Origin of the sequence: Natronorubrum daqingense, assembly GCF_001971705.1 — an archaeon.
In the GTDB taxonomy this organism is placed as follows: domain Archaea; phylum Halobacteriota; class Halobacteria; order Halobacteriales; family Natrialbaceae; genus Natronorubrum; species Natronorubrum daqingense.
Genome location: NZ_CP019329.1, coordinates 19,319 through 37,274, shown reverse-complemented (window position 1 = coordinate 37,274; position 17,956 = coordinate 19,319). Strand labels below are relative to the sequence as shown.

The 17,956-nt window shown below is 53.2% G+C and carries 15 protein-coding genes and 1 pseudogene; 5 read left to right on the top strand and 11 right to left on the bottom strand.

Annotated elements, in window-relative coordinates; genetic code table 11:
* Positions 1-23 precede the first annotated feature (23 nt).
* Both BB347_RS17570 and BB347_RS17565 read left to right on the top strand, forming a co-directional pair.
* Positions 24-989 carry a CPBP family intramembrane glutamic endopeptidase gene (locus BB347_RS17570; protein WP_236996025.1) on the top strand — a complete coding sequence of 322 codons (966 nt, stop codon included), beginning with the start codon at positions 24-26 and terminating at the stop codon, positions 987-989.
* A complete protein-coding gene (locus BB347_RS17565; protein WP_076584425.1) occupies positions 979-3,534 on the top strand; it encodes a heavy metal translocating P-type ATPase in 2,556 nt (851 codons plus the stop codon). The genes BB347_RS17570 and BB347_RS17565 overlap by 11 nt, the downstream gene beginning before the upstream one ends.
* A 185-nt stretch (positions 3,535-3,719) precedes the next feature.
* Here the strand turns inward: BB347_RS17565 and BB347_RS19690 are convergent, their stop codons facing one another.
* From BB347_RS19690 to BB347_RS17530, 7 genes and pseudogenes are all read right to left on the bottom strand, one after another.
* The gene (locus tag BB347_RS19690; protein ID WP_071401733.1) at positions 3,720-4,073 is read right to left on the bottom strand and encodes a DUF7471 family protein; all 354 of its coding nucleotides are present in this window, start codon (positions 4,071-4,073) and stop codon (positions 3,720-3,722) included.
* A gap of 69 nt (positions 4,074-4,142) precedes the next feature.
* Positions 4,143-4,352, bottom strand: a pseudogene (locus BB347_RS17555) (transposase); the annotation flags it as partial.
* A gap of 74 nt (positions 4,353-4,426) precedes the next feature.
* Positions 4,427-5,086 carry a cytochrome c biogenesis CcdA family protein gene (locus BB347_RS17550; protein WP_244540111.1) on the bottom strand — a complete coding sequence of 220 codons (660 nt, stop codon included), beginning with the start codon at positions 5,084-5,086 and terminating at the stop codon, positions 4,427-4,429.
* Between the two features lie 61 nt (positions 5,087-5,147).
* Positions 5,148-5,684 (bottom strand): TlpA family protein disulfide reductase, encoded by a 537-nt coding sequence (locus BB347_RS17545; RefSeq protein WP_071401735.1) that lies wholly within the window; start codon positions 5,682-5,684, stop codon positions 5,148-5,150.
* Positions 5,685-5,686: 2 nt separating this feature from the next.
* Positions 5,687-6,349, bottom strand: a complete 663-nt coding sequence (locus BB347_RS17540; protein WP_168170977.1) for an SCO family protein — start codon at positions 6,347-6,349, stop codon at positions 5,687-5,689.
* Positions 6,350-6,660: 311 nt separating this feature from the next.
* Positions 6,661-7,134 carry a hypothetical protein gene (locus BB347_RS17535; protein WP_071401737.1) on the bottom strand — a complete coding sequence of 158 codons (474 nt, stop codon included), beginning with the start codon at positions 7,132-7,134 and terminating at the stop codon, positions 6,661-6,663.
* Positions 7,135-7,763: 629 nt separating this feature from the next.
* Positions 7,764-8,312, bottom strand: coding sequence for a hypothetical protein (locus tag BB347_RS17530; protein WP_071401738.1), 549 nt, complete (start codon positions 8,310-8,312; stop codon positions 7,764-7,766).
* Positions 8,313-8,609: 297 nt separating this feature from the next.
* Here BB347_RS17530 and BB347_RS17525 point away from each other — a divergent pair, with 297 nt between their 5' ends.
* A complete protein-coding gene (locus BB347_RS17525) occupies positions 8,610-10,340 on the top strand; it encodes a transposase (protein ID WP_071401739.1) in 1,731 nt (576 codons plus the stop codon).
* A gap of 718 nt (positions 10,341-11,058) precedes the next feature.
* Here BB347_RS17525 and BB347_RS17515 read toward each other — a convergent pair.
* The 3 genes from BB347_RS17515 to BB347_RS17505 are packed head-to-tail and all read right to left on the bottom strand — an operon-like array spanning position 11,059 to position 13,732.
* Positions 11,059-12,609 (bottom strand): TrkH family potassium uptake protein, encoded by a 1,551-nt coding sequence (locus BB347_RS17515; protein ID WP_170872029.1) that lies wholly within the window; start codon positions 12,607-12,609, stop codon positions 11,059-11,061.
* Entirely contained in the window at positions 12,606-13,277 is a 672-nt protein-coding gene (locus BB347_RS17510; protein WP_076584422.1) for a potassium channel family protein, read from the bottom strand. Before BB347_RS17510 ends, BB347_RS17515 begins: the two co-directional genes overlap by 4 nt.
* A 14-nt stretch (positions 13,278-13,291) precedes the next feature.
* The gene (locus BB347_RS17505) at positions 13,292-13,732 is read right to left on the bottom strand and encodes a universal stress protein (RefSeq protein ID WP_076584421.1); all 441 of its coding nucleotides are present in this window, start codon (positions 13,730-13,732) and stop codon (positions 13,292-13,294) included.
* A 244-nt stretch (positions 13,733-13,976) separates the two neighbouring features.
* Between BB347_RS17505 and BB347_RS17500 the strand changes: the two genes are divergently transcribed.
* Both BB347_RS17500 and BB347_RS17495 read left to right on the top strand, forming a co-directional pair.
* Positions 13,977-14,720: an Lrp/AsnC family transcriptional regulator gene (locus BB347_RS17500; RefSeq protein ID WP_076584419.1), complete on the top strand. Its 744-nt coding sequence runs from the start codon at positions 13,977-13,979 to the stop codon at positions 14,718-14,720.
* A 148-nt stretch (positions 14,721-14,868) separates the two neighbouring features.
* Entirely contained in the window at positions 14,869-17,166 is a 2,298-nt protein-coding gene (locus BB347_RS17495) for an amino acid permease (protein WP_076584417.1), read from the top strand.
* Positions 17,167-17,208: 42 nt separating this feature from the next.
* On the opposite strand, the gene BB347_RS17490 is transcribed toward BB347_RS17495, so the two are convergent.
* The gene (locus BB347_RS17490) at positions 17,209-17,823 is read right to left on the bottom strand and encodes a universal stress protein (RefSeq protein WP_139327094.1); all 615 of its coding nucleotides are present in this window, start codon (positions 17,821-17,823) and stop codon (positions 17,209-17,211) included.
* Positions 17,824-17,956: the final 133 nt, after the last annotated feature.

Genomic DNA, 17,956 nt, shown 5'->3' with positions numbered 1-17,956 from the left:
GAGATACGTCCCGAGTCCGGTCGGTGCTAGTCGGCATCGGTTTGGCTGTCGGAGCAATAGGCGTTGGCCAGCTCGTTGTACTCGTGGCCGCATTAGGGCTTCTTGGAATAGGGATTTCTGTCTACGACAGACCAGCAATTCAACTCGGTGTCAGTACGGTCATGGTGCAAGGCGTTGCGTTTGGCGGAATCGCATTGCTGTATCTCAAATTCAGTCAGAGGGGAATCAGCTTCATACGCGTTCGAATACCGACGCGCCGTGATATCGCGTGGACGATCGGTGGATTCCTCGCCTTGCTGGCAGCCCTGTGGGCGATCACAACGATAATCGAATGGTTCGGTATTGAGTCGGCACAAAACCAGATTATTACGCTAGCAGAGCAAGAGCCCTCAGTGTTCCTCCTCCTCATCGTATTTTCCTTCTTGCTCGTCGGGCCAGGCGAAGAACTCCTCTATCGAGGAGTCATTCAAGGACGCCTCCGAGAGACGTTTTCTGCCCCTCGTGCAGTAGTTCTTGCAAGCGCACTCTTTGCAGCTATTCACGGTCCATCGCTTCAGGGGGACGGAAAATGGGTCTATATCGTCACCGTCTTTGTCCTTGCCCTGATTCTCGGTGGAGTCTACGAATATACCGACAATATCGTCGTCCCAGCCCTCATTCACGGAGCGTATAATGCGACCATCTTCGGTGTAGCATACATTTCAACCACACAAAGCGGGAACGTAGCTGTTGTGGAACCAACTGGAAGCAGCCTGTTCCTTTCCCTTCTTGCTGTCATCAGTGTCATTACACTCTCAGGTTTGGTCAATGTGTCGACAGAGTCGATCAAATCGTTCGTCGCCTCATGTTGTCCACCTCGGTATCACATCGTAAGAACTGGGATTATAATGCTCGGAGGAATACTCCTCGTGATGGGACTTCTATTTGGCGAGATCACGAATAGTAGGTTCGCCTTCAACATAGTGGAGGGGATGGTTCTTGCGAACTGACTCCGCTGAGGCTTCTAGTTGCAGCCTCTGTGGGCGCGAGATACCGCCATTCAGTATCGAGGACGAGACCGAGGCAGTATTTTGTTCGACAGGGTGTCGGGACGTTCATTCGACACTCGGAGGTCCTGAGCCGCAGGATAGTGAGATCGCGCCGACAGATGGAGGAGACATCGATGATGAAATAGGGAAAAGAAATGACACCTCCGATGGCCAAGAGGGAGAAATTGTCCGAACGTTCCTTCGGATTGACGGTATGCACTCCGCGACGTGCGAAATCTTTCTAGAATCGGTTGCCGGAAAACAGGACGGTGTCAGTGACGCCGAGGCAAGCTACGTAACGGAGACGATACGGATTACGCACAATCTCGATCAGATTTCAAAAACAGATCTCTGTGATGCGCTAAGCACGCTCGGGTATACGGCCTACCTCCGTGAGGAGACCACAGACACTACCCAGAATTCGACAAACACGACGCTCCAATCGCGAGAAATGGCCGGAATTCGGAAACGTCGAGACGACCAACTCTTGGAAATGCGATATGCTGCGGGCCTGCTCTTCGGTGCGTTCTTGATGATCCCGTACGTGACCATACTCTATCCGACCCACCTCGCGTCACTCTTTGATTGGGAGGCGCTCCAGATGTTCGACGGTGCATTCCAACTGGATAGCCAGGGTGGGCTCGTGTTCCTACGTCTTTACTTCATATTGACCGGTGTAATCCTCTTTTTTACCGGGCTGCCAGTGCTACGCGGCGCGTACATTAGTCTGAAAATGCGACGCCCGAACACAGACTTGCTCGTTGCGATCACTGCCATAAGCGCATACGTCTATAGCACGGTTGCAGTTTTGGTCGGTTGGAACGACATCTACTACGACCTTACGATAGTGGTCGCGGCCGCCGTGACAGCGATGATGTTCTACGAGTCATCAATCAAACAACGCGCACTGAACCGACTCACGGATCTGACCGTCTCACAGGTGGACACCGCGCGGGTGTATGAAACGGGTGGGACAACGACAGAGGTTGCAGTTGACAACCTCGCGCCGGGTGATCGCGTCCTTGTCCGGCAGGGCGAACGAATCCCGGTAGATGGCATGCTGGTTGAAAGCAACTGTACCGTTGATGAAGCGGTCGTCACAGGAGAATCGCTCCCGGTGCTGAAGCGAACGGGTGATACTGTTATTGGTGGATCGGTCGTTACGGATGATGTGGCTGTTGTTAAGGTTGGCGAGAGTGCCACGAGTAGTATCGACCGGATCACGGCCGCTGTCTGGAAGTTACAGAGTGCCGATCACGGCGTCCAGCGCCGCGCGGATCGACTGGCGGCACGTGTCATCGGGCTAGTCGGCGGTTCGGCCGTCCTCATCGGTGGTGCAGCGGTATTGCTCGGTGTCGAACCACCAGAGATCGTTTTACTAGTGTTGATGGTTCTGTTCGTCGGATCACCATGGGCGCTTGGGCTTGCGACTCCGCTGTCAGTGGCAACTAGTCTCGAAGAAGCGGTGCAGCGAGGTATTATCGTCTTTGACGAGACGGTTTTCGAACGGCTCCGAGACATCGATATCGTCGTCTTCGATAAAACAGGGACGCTCACGACAGGGGAGATGGACGTAATCGAAGCCGATGCGCCGCCGGACCTATTGGAGGTGGTCGCTGAACTAGAGCAGCGGGCATCTCACCCAGCTGCGAACGCGATCGTGACCGCATTTTCCCACACCGATGACGGTGGAGAACCCAAGCCTCCTCGCTCTGATGACGGTGTGATCGACGAACGAGACAACGAACAGAAGAAGACAGGCCGAATCAGAGAGTTCACGAGTCACGCGACAGGAATTGAGGGAATAGTGGAGGACAGAGAGACCCTGGTCGGTAACCTCGATCTCTTCGCAGAACAGGAGTGGACAGTGAGCGATGACATCGAATCGCGGGTCGCTGATGCCCGCGGATTCGGTCAACTCCCAGTCATCGTTGGGCGAGATGGCACTGCAGAAGGGATCATTATTGTCGGTGACGAGCCGCGAGAGGGGTGGGATGAGACGATAACGCGTCTGGGAGAACGTGGAACTGACGTCGTGGTGTTGACCGGTGATGACGAAGAAGCCACTGACTTCTTCAGCCGGCATGCACATGTCACGCACGTGTTTGCAAGCGTTCCGCCTGAAGGGAAAACGGCAGCGATCCGGCGGCTTAAATCCAAGGGACAAGTCGCTATGGTCGGTGACGGAACGAACGATGCACCAGCACTTGCAGCGGCTGATCTTGGTATCTCGCTCGGCGGAGGAACTGCCCTCGCGGCTGATGCAGCCGATATTGCAATCGCTGACGACGAAATTCGCTCCGTTGAGATGGCGTTCGACCTTGCCCGCGCCGCGCAACAACGTGTCAGGAGGAATAATGGATTAGCCTTCGTTTATAATGGGATTGCGATCCCTGCCGCACTTGCTGGTGTGTTCAACCCGTTGACGGCCGCTGTTGCGGTGATTGCAAGCGGTGGCCTTATCGCCGCCAATAGCTCGCGAAAGTTGATAAAAAGTGACTATTAATAGCTGCTCATCTGTGGTGACAGACGTTCAGTATATGTGCGCGCTCATCCCGACCAGTCGTAACTTCCAGTAGCGACGAGTCCGTTAGTTGCTGTTGGGGATTCGGTAGAAGTGTTCCTTCTTGATCCGGACGAGCGTTATGAGCGACTCCGTCGCGCCCGCTTCGGCGCGACGGAGTCATGCGTCTATTGATACCTGTTCGTTTCGATAGAACGTGTAGCTGTTGGCGAGCCGCCTCGATATATCATATAGAGCAGAGTAGTTGAAATGAGGACGTCCGCGCCATGTTCAACGAGATGATGGACAGTCATTGGAACGAGTCCAAGGACTGTTCCAAGCCCGACAACAGAGCGAGCCACGAGTATCCCTAAGACGAACGTAATCAACAAATAGCGGACGGTTTGTCGCCTCAAATACGCGATAAGGCTGATTCCGAACAGGATAACCGTACCGACCACCGCAAGAACGATTATCAGGACGAGAAGGGGAGCCAGTTGCGGATCCAGCCATTCGCTACCCCAAAAATTCACAGCGAACATGGACGATACTGGTGATTGGAGCATAAACTATCTATGGGGCCGTGTTGAATCGCCATAAGGTGGTGCAATTCACTGTTCCACGCCTCGCTTGATGTTATAGACGACACACATCAAAGCGATTTCTCGGAACTCCCGAAATCGGACCGCGCTCGCACGGCGAGCCGTGCGAGCGCTTGACAGCCGAGTTGACCGTCTCAATCATAGAGCGCTGATGTAGCGCTGGCGGTCAATTCTGGCGTTGTGCGTGTGGTCATAGGGTACGAAGATGCGATGCTCTATTTCACCATTTAGCCGAATTGAGTTACCATCTCTGGTTCGATTCTAGAAGGGAAAATCGACACCCTCACTGAGCCCTACGAGATTGTTAATGCGACGTACAGTTGTCCAATTCCGCCCAGTATAAGCAGTACACCAGCAGCCGATATCAACCGATCGGGACCAACGACGCGCTCAATGTCCAGCGAACGCCCGGTTGCGATAGCGACTGTTGTAGCGAGCATCAACACGGCGACGACGCCTCCATATGCGCCGAGAACTACTGCAGTTTCTGTCGGTGGAAGTGTCGTCGCTCGCAGTGCTACGCCAAGGAACACTGGAAGTACACAGGCAGCCGACGCTAGCGCGTAGAGTGTGCCAAAAAACCCGAAGCCAGCAACGGTAGCCCGCCGTTCAGGGAGTGGTACATGAAAACTCCCTGTCCACCCTTGAAGAACCGCTAGGCCAAATCCGACCAGAAAGATTCCCACCAAAAGTTCGATCACGTGTAGGGCACTCTCAACAATATCGCTTGCGGTCACGGTGACAGCAGCTAGGAGACCAAAGGCCACCAATACGCCCACAGCGGCTGCAGTGCCTCTCACGACAGCACCAGCGAGTGGTGCCCTATTGCTGTCGGTCGCAGAGACATAGTACCCGATATAGCCCGGAAGTAAGGCATATGAACAGGGGGCAAAAAACGTCGCTGCCCCCGCCCCAATTGCAAGAGTTAGCGTTGCGTACGGTTCAGTACTCACCGAGTACACCTCCATTTTGAGTCCAATTTCCGAGCATTATGTTACAGATCATACCGTAGCGTTACTCTTCGCCCATCGCCGATCGAATCCCCTTGATTAATTCATCAGCGGTAGCATCGCCGCGATGTTCCCAGACGACGCGGTTATCGGAATCTAGCGCGTAGGCATACGGCACACCAGAAGGGTCCAATCGCTCCGTTAATTCAAGCTCGGAATCCAATGCGACTGGCCAGTTACCGTCGTGCTCTTCTAACCATTCAACGACCTCTTCACGAGTGGTCGTGATGCCTACCGGTTCGTTGGTTACCGACAAGAACTGCACTTCATCATTAACTTCCTCGTGGGCGACAGCGAGCTCAGGCATCATTCCCTGGCAAACAGTACACCAAGTTGCAAAGAATTTTATAAACGTCGGCTCACCCAGTGCAGGGACAGTGACAGTCTCACCGGAACTACCGGCTGTATCCACCGTCTCTAGGTCAACCGGCTGGATCCCGGCAGCTCCGTCGGGCCCGCCAAGCTTTCCGAACGCCAACGCGATACCTCCGCCTAGTGTTACTAAGCTACCGATGCCAGCGAGAAGGTCGCGCCGCCGCATGGTCACCACCGTTCACGGAGTGTCTCGACATCTTCAAGAGCTGTCGCAGGGTTCGGCGGCTCGCGGGTATATGTCCGCTCAACGTAGCCATCAGCGTTTGCCAATATGACGACGTTATTGTGAACCCATGCCATGTTTTCCATCTCTCGATCGTCCTCTGGTACGAACTCGGAGAGAACGCCAAAGGTATCGGTAACTTCTTCAGCCCGTTGTCGGCTTTCTGGGCGAAGGAACCACCAGTTTCCGATATCGAGGTCAGCCCCTCGTTCTTCGCTGTATTCGGTGATCTGTTCTGGGGTATCGTATTCCGGGTCGAAGGTTATTGGAAGAAACGCAAACTCGTCGGCAAATTCGTCCTTGATAGATGCCGCCTGTGCCTGCACAAGAGGTTCGACCAGCCGTGGACAGACCTCCGAGCAGCGCGTAAATATGCCGGTCAACATGACGTGCCGATCACCGACGAACTCCCGGGTCGATACCTCACGATCGTGAAGGGGCGCGGGGGCAGTCGCTGCCGGGAGTTCCTCTCCGTGAATTGGGTATGGTAAATCGGCTTCGGAACGCTGGTCATACTCCTCCGGCAGGTCAAGCACGACATTATCATTAGCACCAGTTGAGCCCAGCGAAAGGATGTCCGAACAGCCGGCCAGTGTCCCAGTGAGCATTGCCGCTCCGGTGCCCCGAAGAACAGTCCGGCGACCAATATCGGATCGGTTAGAAGCCATCTTAGACGAAGTTATGCATGGATAACTAAGAGATGATTGGTGCGAATCTCGAAATCGTCGAACGAGCGAGGGAATTTTACAGAGGTATCGAAGGGAATGCCACGGGTCAAGTCCCAAGGCGATTCACAACCCTTCAACTTTTCATCCCTTGGTCCAGAATTGAGCTCTACAGCGCTACTCTCGAAGGATCGGAATATCAGTGAGATTACTACTCCGTCGGGCTACAATCTCTCAGAATGAGCGACGTTCGATTAGGACGGTCGGATGCGTTCACTCAGGGCTAGCATGCCGAGAATAAGTACTGCACCTGTCTCCGCGATCTTACTAACCAGCGCAAACGGATCATTGAGGAGGTGATCAAGCAATATCTGTACCACAGGGTCCTCATGGTAATGGGGATCGAGACCGATTGTCTCGAGCGGAAGGAGGGTGTCGGCGTAACCGAACGCATGCCAGTCAGCGAAGGTGACAATATATAGAGCCATCAATACAGCTCCGAACGCATAAGCCGGAATTGGTGCGATACGGTTGGTGAGATATGCCCCAATCAGAGCATAGGCGACGAGTGCAGCAAGAATGAATAGCACCGGTAACGTGGCGGTTCCCTCATTCAAGCCGAGTGACTCATAGAGCCCAAGTATGCCGACGATGAGATGAACTGTTGCCGAAATAAATACGAGCCCACCAGCCAGATAAACCAATCGCCACGACAGTTGTTCGTTCATACCTGAAATAACTGTGGTTCTCATTTGCGTTTTGTGGTTCATTTACCGAATTGTGTGGTAATCTAATGGACCATCCAGTAAATCCGTACCAATTGCGATTCCCACCGTAGATAGACTTGCGCAGCGGTGTCGAAGCATGTCTCTGGCGATCCTGTGAACGAGCTATCCGCCCCTCAGTACTGGCAAGACTGGGAGAACAGCGGCTGACGGGATGATTCGGCAGTTGTTGCACTCTCTGGCCAGACCTGGGGCACGATTTCACGAAGTCAGAGCCGATACGGAGCTTCCATCCTCCCGGTTTTCCTGATCGAATCAGCAACTACTGTGAACGGGTGGGTTTCCGTGCTGTTGCCGCTATGATTTCCGTACTCAGAAGCCGTTGCCGTCTCCGTCTTCGATGTTGAAGTTGTGCGGCGCTCCGTCAAGGCACTTCTAAACAACCGAATTTTTGTTAGTATAAATTAGATTGTGGATCATTTGATTTTCCCATACACAACCCTCTGCCGGTCAGCCTTCCGTATCTTTCGACGCTAGTAAGGGCGTTTGATTGGATCAAGATGACAGTCTGACGAATGGTGCTGCGTCTGTCGGGGCAACTGTACGATCTGAGCCCTAATTGACGACCTGCGTTACTCGCTGTTCTCTCCTATTTCATCGGTATCTTCGGTTTCTTCGACTGGCTTGAGATTGGCTTCCATCCGTTCGTATTTAGCTTTACGAAGCTCGTCTTCTGACGGCATCTTCGGCACGAACGACGTGCCTTCAGGGAGGTTAATGTCCTGATCTTGCATTGGGTCCGAATCGGTGACCATTTTGCGAATCTCCATATCCCGATTGATTTTCCCGATCAGCTGCTCGAACGTCGTCTCACGTTCCTGCCGAACCCGCCGGAGCTCTCGAATCTTCCGCTCGAACTCCGTCTGCACTGCCCAATCATACACACGACGCCCGAGGATGGTGAGCTCATACCGCTTCTCTGTCCCATGCTCGGTTGGCCAGTGACTCACCGTGAACACCTCACGCTCAACGCCTTCAGAGAGTCGCGAGGAGACCGTCGATCCACTTACCGCAACCGCGTCGACGAGTGCGTTGAACGTCGCTGTTCCCGTTCCGATCTCCGTGATAAGTTCCGCCGCTCCCTTCTTCCGAAGAAACGACTCGAGTTCGTCCAATCCCATCGTACCTACCTGTTCTCAGTCTACTACTATAACTCCAACCGATATCCGATTCATACTGATTCTTGACTTACACCGTATTCTGGCCACAATCAATTCTCCAAGTATAGCACGCATACCTCTTCATATGTCCCCCACCACAAGCCAAGAGCAGACAACCGGCACTAATGCACAATCATATTTTCACTCTATCCTACACTGATATTCGCTCCTTCACAGCAGACGCTTCTACACACGATCACTCCAGTATCTGGTCGACCGCAGCCCAAAAACAGAGCAGCTTGTCCTGGAGGTGGCTCAATGCCAACTGATCCGTCGGCTGTTGCTGAGTCAATCATTGTTCACGCGGAGACGCTCTGTGAGCGTGAAGACCACCTCTGGGATGTCATCCGTAAACTCTCAATCCCCGTCAACGAACTGGAGGACGCCCGCGATCAGAACCGCGTAACCTTTGGAACTGACGAGATGTTCCGCACGCTCTTGTTCAAAGGGATTCGAGGCATCTCCCAGAATGAATTAGCGCAACGACTTGGACGGGAGCCGAGCTTAGTCAAGAGCTTCCACCTCGATATCACCGATCTCTCGGATACACCCACTCAACAAGAGCTTTCGTACACGCACGCGCAATTCAGCGAAGATACCCAAGAGATCCTTAATCAGACGGTTGCTGGTATCCGGAAAGTTGCTCTCGACAACGACGTCCTCACGGAAGGCCTCGTTCCGTCAGTCCCAGCCGACGCCGAGGAGGAGTCACAAAGCGCGAACGAGTATAAGAAAGAGAAGGCCCAGAAGACGCTGACGCTCGCTCGAAAACACGTTATCCCTGAGTTCGACACGCACCGAGCAGCCCACAAGACGTACTCCGACGAGGTAATGCTGGATATGTTTGCGAGTATCTGCGCGAACAACGGTAGTGCTCATTCAGAAGCCGAGTACGGCTGGCTCACCGACGACGAACTCATCTGCGACGACTCGACCTTCCTACGGGCAATCAAGAAGATAGCCATGCCCAAAGACTCGGACGGCCAGCTCACGTTCGAGGACTTCGAGGACGATAACTCGATGCCCGAGATCGACCAGATTCGGGACGCTATTATGACGGCGTTCAACGCCGCGACGGAAAACATCATCAACTCGATCCGTGGTGACGATCCCTTCGACTCTCGTCAGACCGTTGCGGCGATCGACATCACCCACGAGCAGTTCCACGTCTGGCCGTGGGAGGACAAGGAGGCGGGGATCACGAAGCCAGACTACCCGAAGATGGTGAGCGGGTACAAGAAAGACGGCGAGTACAAGCGCGGGTACAAGTACGCCACTATCACGCTGGTTGGAGACCACGCACCGATCGTTCTCGGTATTGAGCCGGTCAAAGAGAACTCTGCGTGGGAACCCGACGACTCTCCATCGTACTCGAAAGCCGACTTAGTAAGTCGGTTGCTTGACCGGGCCGAGCAGTTCGTCGACCTGGATCTGGTGATGTTCGATCGTGGATTCTACGTCAATCGCGTGTACGCCGACGTTCACGATCGCGGGCTCACGTACCTCTCGCCGGTTCCGACATATGAGGATGATTTAGAGGATATCCAAAATATTCAGAAACATCCAACGGCGGACGAAGCTGTCAAGCACAACGTCCCGTTCGGAATCGACGGTGAGGTCCACCACGAGGCTGAGTTCCTCTATGCTCCCAGTACGAGCGATGATGCTGACGGAAAGTACGCGGTGTTCGTAACGAACCAGGACTGCGTCGAGCCCGAAGAAATCTCGAGTGTCGTGAACGGGTACAGTCGTCGATGGGACATCGAGAACCAGTACAAGTCGATCAAGGATTTCATGCCGAAGACATCATCGACAGATTACCGGCTTCGGCTGTGTAACTTCGCGCTGTCGACGCTGATCTACAATCTGTGGCGGCTGACGGATTATCTAATCAAGGTCGCGCTCGACGAGCCGATCCGGTCACCGCCAGTGATCACAGCAAAGACGTTCGTGCGGGCGTTAGGCGACTTCTTGCGTGAGTTCGGGTAACGCTTTTCTCACTCTGGGTTCACTGATTCGGTAGCGGTTGCGCTGTCGGTTTTTGCGGATTTCGAACTAACTATCATATCTATGAATGGTCCGTAGTTGCTAATTCGGTCTCGTCCGATTTTCGCACCGGATTTGTAGTCACTAACTCGTGAATTTCCGAGTTTCATTTGTAGGTTTATAAGCACGCGAAGAATGTGGAGTTGCAGAGATTCGGCGTTTGGAAACCTACAAATGAAATCACTAATAATGGAGTCGAAATATAAAATCCTGGTTTTCAGCCTATCTCGGCACGGCCCACAGGAGAACTATTGGGAATTTATCATATCAAGAGGAGTTGTTTCGGGGCAGGATCGACTCACGCCACCGAAACAATCTCACAACCAGTCAGGACGAGGTCGATGATCAAAGCTCTCAATATCTCCAATTTTGTTTAGTGATTCAATATCGACGAGAGTGCTGGAGAATATTGTTGACTGCCCATAGAACCCAAATTATGACCACCCCAAAGAAAAGTAACATTTCGAGTCTAATTAGGTCGCTATCTGTGAACGTTAGCACGAGAAATACCACTGCTACGGTAAACATCAACACAGGAAAGATATCCATGAATGAACGGGGATCGCGGAGACGAGGTGTCCTCATGGTACACACTAACATATGCTCTTTTGCGTATTAAGCCGATCACCGGAAGTAGATTCTTAGTATTAATCCCGGATCGTTACTCCGCATACACCTTAAGACGCCTGAAGGTCACACCGAGTAACACTGCGACTGGGATGATCTCTAGACGGCCAATCCACATATTGATAATCAACATCGCTTTCGCAGTGGCGGGCATATCTGGCCCGGTAATTCCCGCATCCAGCCCGACGTTGCTCTGTGCGCTCATCACGTCAAAAATGACGTACTCCACGGGATGATCCGGGGAGAGCGTCCAAAGCAAAACGGCAATCCCGATGATGAGGAAAACAATCCAGAGGATGAGTACGACCGCTGCCTCTGTGTACTCTCGATTGATTTGCTGCTCGCTGAGCGTTCGCTTTCCTATTCGCAAGTGTCGGATTGCGTTATCAGGTGCGAAGACGCTCTGAATCTGCCAGATAGTTCCTTTGAGGAGTGTGATCACGCGAATGAGCTTCAGCCCGCCGACTGTTGATCCGGCAGCTGCACCAGTTAGCATTCCGAGACAGATGAATAGCGTTGCTCCAGCGGCCCAGAATCGTTCGGTTCCTCCACCGATTGTCGTGGTTCCGAATCCCGTGTTCGATGTCGCAGATACGAATTGGAACAGGCCGATTCGGAACGTCTCCTCGAACGTATCGTACTGGCCACCGAGCGACAAGAGTCCGACGAGCAGGAGTGAGCCGATGGTGAACCAGATGAACACCCAGCGAGTCTGAATATCCGCGTAGAAATTCCGCAACTCGCCCTTAAGGATGAGATAGTGTATAGGGAACGCGATACTGCCTGCGATCATTACTGGAATGACGGCGTATTCGATGAGAGGACTGCCGTAATGGCCTATCGAATCTGCGTGAATCGAGAATCCACCGGTAGCGATGGCGGTCATCGCGTGATTGATCGCTCCCCAGAGTGGCATTCCGGCGGCGAGAAACAGGGCGATTGCTGCAAGCGTAAACCCGAGGTAGATCTTCCAGATCTCTTTGACGGTCGAAACGATGCTCGGGTGGATCTTCTCCGACCGTGCCTCGCTCTGAAAGAGCGTAAGCGACCCGCTTCCGGGACGTGCAAGGATTGCAACGGTTAACACGATGACGCCAACGCCACCGATCCACTCGGTGAACGAGCGCCACCAGTGAAGTGACCGCGGAAGGTCATCTTCAATAGCGGCCATCGTCAGCCCAGTGCTGGTGAATCCGCTAATGCTCTCGAAGATTCCGTCAAGTGGATGCAGAAACACGGCGATGGTCTCGTTCATTGAGGGTGTATTCGTCCATGCAGGGAATGGATCGGCTGCAATTGTCCACGCGATGAGCAGAAACGGGAGTCCACCGAAGACACCGACTGTTGCCCACGCACTGGCAGCAGTAACCATCGCCTCGCGCTTCCCTGGTGACGGTGCGTCAGCAAACCACCGCGCGAGCGCAATGCCGACACCGCCCATAATCACGGCAGAAATGGCGAACGCTGGTGCGGCGTAGAACTCGCGGTTGACCACCGCAACTAGAATCGATACAACCAGCATGAGCGAGACAACCTGAAGGATGCGACCGACGTCTCGCCCGACTGTCCGATACTGGATCCTCATGATTGATTGTCGGTGAACGCAGCCACAGCATCGGTCAATGCGGTATCATCAGTGAAGACGGTCACTTTATCGCCTGCTCGGATCGTCGTGTCACCGCGCGGCGCTCGGATTTCGCCGTCCCGCATGAGCGCCACGACGAGACAGCCTTCGGGAAGGTTTCCGGACTCCTGTGCCGTATTGAGTGGTTGACCACTCATCGGTGCGTCTTCGGAGACGGTCAGTTCGACTAACTCTGTTTTATCATCTAACTCGATGAAATCGCTGACCCCCGGATACTGCACGGAGTGGTAGAGATAGTCTGCGATCAGGCGTTGTGGATTTTCAATCATGGTCACGCCGATTTTCTCGAACACGGGGAGATGTTCGGGGTCGTGAACGACGCTGACACGATTCGGCACGTCGTGTTCCTGTGCGAGGAGCATCACCATGATATTGACTGCGTCCACATCTGTGGTGGAAATAATCGCGTCCGCTCGGTCAATATTCGCTTCTCTGAGTGTCCCGTTGTTCGTTGCATCGGCGTTCAGGACGAGACAGTCATACGCTGCTGAAGCGGCGGTCGCTCGCTCTTCATCACGTTCGATTACGACCACGTCGTGACCGTCTGTTACTGCCCGTTCGATCAGATTTGACCCAATGTTACCTGCGCCGACGATGATAATGTACATATGAATTCGCCTCGTTACTGATCTGTCGAATCGATTCGAGAGAATACAACGACTGGTTGCTCACTTTCGGTGGTTAGACGGTACGATCCTTTCCCTGATAGGAGACGTTGCAGTCGGGTACTTTCTCGGTGAGTAAACCCGATTGCTGTCGCGTCGTGTTCTTCCGCTGCATCGAGAATTTCGTCAACCACATCTGTCCCGTACCGGAGTTCGCGTTGAATAACCGGACCGGTTTGGAAATAGTCCTCGATGATCGAGAACACGCGCTCTGCTTGCTGCTGACGGGCCTCTAGCGGAGCTTTGTCCATGTATCCCGGCGTCTTTTCGATTACGTGTACTATGGTGATGATTTCAGTCTCATCATCAATATACGAGTCGAGCGCCTTACATGTCTCAGTTGCATCGTCTTCGTTTGCTACCGGAACGACGATGTGCTTCAGGATCGAGCTAGCCATTTCTCTCTCCTCCCGACGAAAACCGAATGACTGGCGTCCTGTTCGTCTCGTTCGTAGGTAGCGTCATGTGTCTATCACTGGCTAATTATTGATTCGACAATATAAGTGTTCTCAATTACGCATCCATCAAAATGGGGCAGGGATAATTAAGCATTCGATGGGGCAGTGTTTGGGGTATGATGGAGCGCTGTTTCGAGAATGAGAAAGCCAGAACTCTTCTATACAGGTCTGCTACCGTATCAGCATGAGCATTCGGCTGGATGAAGTGAACAAGCGAATTATCCACGCACTCATGGAAGATGCTCGAAACACATCTGCGCCAATGATTGCCGATGAAGTGGGCGTTTCACCAGGCACCATTCGGAATCGCATTCAACAACTCGAAGACGCAGGCATCATCAGAGGGTATCACGCAAACATCGATTTTGAACGGGCAGACGGACTGCTAACGAGCTTGTACGTCTGCACAGCTCCAGTCGATGAGCGTCAGCGGCTTGCCCAACAGATTCGAACAATTTCCGGAGTAGTCAACGTACGAGAGTTGCTCACAGGTCGTGAGAACCTCCGAATTCTTGCAGTTGGAGAGAACACGAATGATCTTCAGGAAGTCTCCCAGGAGATCGTCTCTCTCGGGCTCGAAATCGTCGATGAGGACCTCGTTCGGTCTGATGATTATCAGGGCTACCATCCGTATGGACCAACCGAAATGGAACAACGATTCTCAGACTTCATTAGCCTCACTGGTGGTTCAGAAGTAATCGAACTTACTGTTCCGGAGGGCGCACCAATTGCAAATAGAACCCTCGAACAGGCCGGAGAAAATGGCACACTCGATGACGAACTGTTGATCGTCTCTATCGAGCGTGACGATACTGTTCTCACCCCGCGAGGGAAAACCGAAATCAAATCCGGGGATTTACTCACTGTCCTTTCGAGAGAGGGTATCACAGAAGGAATGCTCAAAGCATTTCAAGAAGACACTCCGTGAAATATTTTGGGTTAGCGAAACAAGATTCAATACAGTTATTGAGGGGCGTATCAGTAACCCATATATGAATGAGATTCAGGGATCGGGAACGAACAACCCTGTTATCAACCTAATGAACCACTGGTCACGTCCGAGGTGTACGTAATTAATGTCTGATCAGGAACTCGCCCGTGATCTTGGCTTCCTCGAAGCGTACACGCTCGGTCTCGGCACGATGATCGGGGCTGGGATTTTCGTCCTCCCCGGAATCGTTGCCGAAAGCGCCGGACCCGCCAGCATGGTATCATTCGTGATCGGCGGTATCGTCGCGCTGCTCGCAGCCCTTTCACTCTCAGAACTGGCAACCGGAATGCCGAAAGCCGGAGGGAGCTACTACTACGTGAACCACGCCCTCGGCAGTTTCTTCGGCACGATTGTCGGCTGGGGAATGTGGGGCGGACTGATGTTCGCAACGGCGTTCTACATGCTCGGATTCGGCCAATACCTGCTCAATCAACCGTCAGACGCACTTCTCGTGGTTTTAGCAGCCCTCATCATGGCCTCGTTGCTCGTAGCGATCAACTATCGGGGCGTCAAGGAAACCGGTTCACTTCAGAACGTGATCGTCATTTCACTGGTTGGCCTAATTTTAGTCTTCATCACTGTCGGGCTCGTGAGCGTCAACCCTGACCTTCTCACGCCGTTTACCGCAGGAGAAGGATGGGCAGCTGTTGGAGCGACCGCAGGCACAGTATTCGTCACGTTCATCGGGTTCGAGGTGATTGCGACCAGCGCAGAAGAGATCAAAGATCCTGGTCGCAATCTCCCGCTGTCAATGATTGCGGCAGTGGTGACGCCGACTATCCTCTACGTTCTCGTCATGCTCGTGAGCACGGGACTGCTTCCAGTTCCCGACCTTGCAGCGTCGGACGTTCCGGTTGCCGACGTCGCTGCGGTAGCAGCTGGCGTGTTTGGTTCCCTAACTATTGCGGGCTTCACGGTGGAATTCGCCGTCATCGGCTCCGGTATTATGATCATCGGCGCGATTTTAGCGACAATTTCCTCAGCAAACGCGTCGATCCTCTCTGCCGCACGTGTCAATTTCGCCATGGGGCGCGATAAGATCCTCACCAACTGGCTCAACGAGATCCATGATCGATACAGGACGCCGTACCGTGCAATCATCGCAACTGGTGTCGTTATTCTTCTCCTCATTGCCAGCCCACTCCCTATTGCAACGCTTGCCGACGTTGCAGCGTTCATGTTCCTCGTGACGTACGCGCTGGTACACATTGCGGTGGTCGTCCTACGACGAGCCAATCCCGAGGAATACGAACCGGACTTTCTCATTCCGTCTGCACTTTATCCAGCGGTTCCAATCCTCGGGTTCATCGCCTGCGTGGGCGTCATGCTCCAGATGGCGTGGGAAGTACAGGCGATTTCACTCGGAATCGTCCTCATCGGTATCCTCTGGTATGCATTCTACGCGAAGGATCAAGCACTCTCGACGACGCTCATTGGTGAAGCCGTTGCCCCGACGGAAGACGAAACGACAACGGATTCGACCTATCGGATCGTCGTTCCAGTCTCGAATCCAGAAACGGAACGCCCGCTCATTACGTATGCCGCTGCGAGTGCTGCAAGCCAAGACGTGGATGCTGAGATCGTCGCGGTGAACGTAATCGAGGTCCCACCGCAGATGTCCCCTGCCCAGATCGAGTTCGAAGAAGAGCGAGTCGAAACGCAGCAAGCGCTTCTTGAAAACGCGCGCGAGATTGCCGAAGACCTTGATGTTGGAATTAGAACGCGCGCGATTGTCGGACGAGATGCTGGAGAGATACTGCTTAATGTGCTTTCCGAAGAGGATGCAAACCACGTGCTACTCGGATGGGCCGGTGAGCGAAGGAAACGGGATGTACTCTTCGGTTCGACGATTGATCCGGTGCTCGAACGCGCTTCGTGTGATGTAACGCTAGTGAAAAATCCAAGTGAAAGGCCGAAACGCATCGTCACACTTGCAGGAGGTGGCCCTCATGCTCCGGTCTCTGCACGACGAGCAGGCGAATTGCATCGAGCGTTTCCCGAAAGCACGCTAACGTTGCTGAACGTACAACCCGAGCCAGACGAAAACGAAGACGGAAGTGACCCGAACGAGATCGGCCAGGAAACCATCTCAGAGGTCGCCACTCAAGCCGACCTTGACCCCAAGGAATACGAAGAATCGGTCATTGTGAGTGATGATGTGCGTCAAACGCTCGTTGAGGAGATTCGAAAGTACGATACTGTTTGTGTCGGCGCAACGGGAACGAGCACCGTCGCGCAAGCACTCTACGGATCAATCCCGCAGACAATCGTCCAAGAAAGCAGTGGAACCGTTGTGATGGCTCGTGGGGAAAACCGAGCGCCGCGAACGTTCCGGCAAGCGCTCGTTCAGCGGTTAGGCGGAGAGTCTACTCAAACAGCATAAGTGAGACGGTTCTCTGTTCGAAGACGAGGGAATACGCTCGGCCTACGACTTTGTTTCTGGTGGAATGATGAATACAGGACATCCTGTTTCTTGGCTGATTCGGTGGGGAATATCACCGAAAACCCGGTCTAAAAGCGATGGCTCTGTTCCCCCAATGACGATTGTATCATAATTCTTTGCCTGCTCAGTAATCGTTTCCACCACCTCGTGCGAGGTAATGAGGTCCGTCTCTATGAACTGCTCGTCAACTCCCTTATCAACTAATTTCTGACGCGCTTCTGTCAGGAGTGGTTTCCCCTCCTGATCAGACTCTGAATCGGTCACGTGCAGAAGGGTTACTCTTCGAAGTTCATCCGTCGTTAGATCAGCCACGAAGTCAGAGATTCGATCAATATTTGTATTTCCACGAAGAGGAACCAGAATCCACTCCATCCGTCCAGCATGATTTGGAACGAGAATTACGTTACACTCGCCCTCTTTCGTGACGCGATCAATGGTATCACGCCGATTATGCGTGAATATGACTTTTGAGGTGACATTCGAACCGCTTTCCCTGAATTTCGAAGCGATGTTGTTTATGCGTTCTTTGCTCTCACCGTGATCATTTTCACGAGCTTGATCAGGAACGGTTTGATCGGGAACCTTATTGATGCCCAACACGAGCACGTTCGTTTGAGACAGCAGCCTTACGAGTGACTCGGGGATGGGTTCTGGATCTGGAAGGCTGACTGGAACGAGTACGGTCGATGGCACAACCAATCTACATACTCAAACGACCCTGAGACCAATA

Bases quoted from the DNA above. Each gene is read 5' to 3' on its own strand.
- BB347_RS19690 (WP_071401733.1), bottom strand. From the start codon at position 4,073: ATGTTCGCTGTGAATTTTTGGGGTAGCGAATGGCTGGATCCGCAACTG.
- BB347_RS17545 (WP_071401735.1), bottom strand. From the start codon at position 5,684: ATGCGGCGGCGCGACCTTCTCGCTGGCATCGGTAGCTTAGTAACACTA.
- BB347_RS17540 (WP_168170977.1), bottom strand. From the start codon at position 6,349: ATGCTCACTGGGACACTGGCCGGCTGTTCGGACATCCTTTCGCTGGGC.
- BB347_RS17535 (WP_071401737.1), bottom strand. From the start codon at position 7,134: ATGAACGAACAACTGTCGTGGCGATTGGTTTATCTGGCTGGTGGGCTC.
- BB347_RS17530 (WP_071401738.1), bottom strand. From the start codon at position 8,312: ATGGGATTGGACGAACTCGAGTCGTTTCTTCGGAAGAAGGGAGCGGCG.
- BB347_RS17525 (WP_071401739.1), top strand. From the start codon at position 8,610: ATGCCAACTGATCCGTCGGCTGTTGCTGAGTCAATCATTGTTCACGCG.
- BB347_RS17515 (WP_170872029.1), bottom strand. From the start codon at position 12,609: ATGAGGATCCAGTATCGGACAGTCGGGCGAGACGTCGGTCGCATCCTT.
- BB347_RS17510 (WP_076584422.1), bottom strand. From the start codon at position 13,277: ATGTACATTATCATCGTCGGCGCAGGTAACATTGGGTCAAATCTGATC.
- BB347_RS17505 (WP_076584421.1), bottom strand. From the start codon at position 13,732: ATGGCTAGCTCGATCCTGAAGCACATCGTCGTTCCGGTAGCAAACGAA.
- BB347_RS17500 (WP_076584419.1), top strand. From the start codon at position 13,977: ATGAGCATTCGGCTGGATGAAGTGAACAAGCGAATTATCCACGCACTC.
- BB347_RS17495 (WP_076584417.1), top strand. From the start codon at position 14,869: ATGTCTGATCAGGAACTCGCCCGTGATCTTGGCTTCCTCGAAGCGTAC.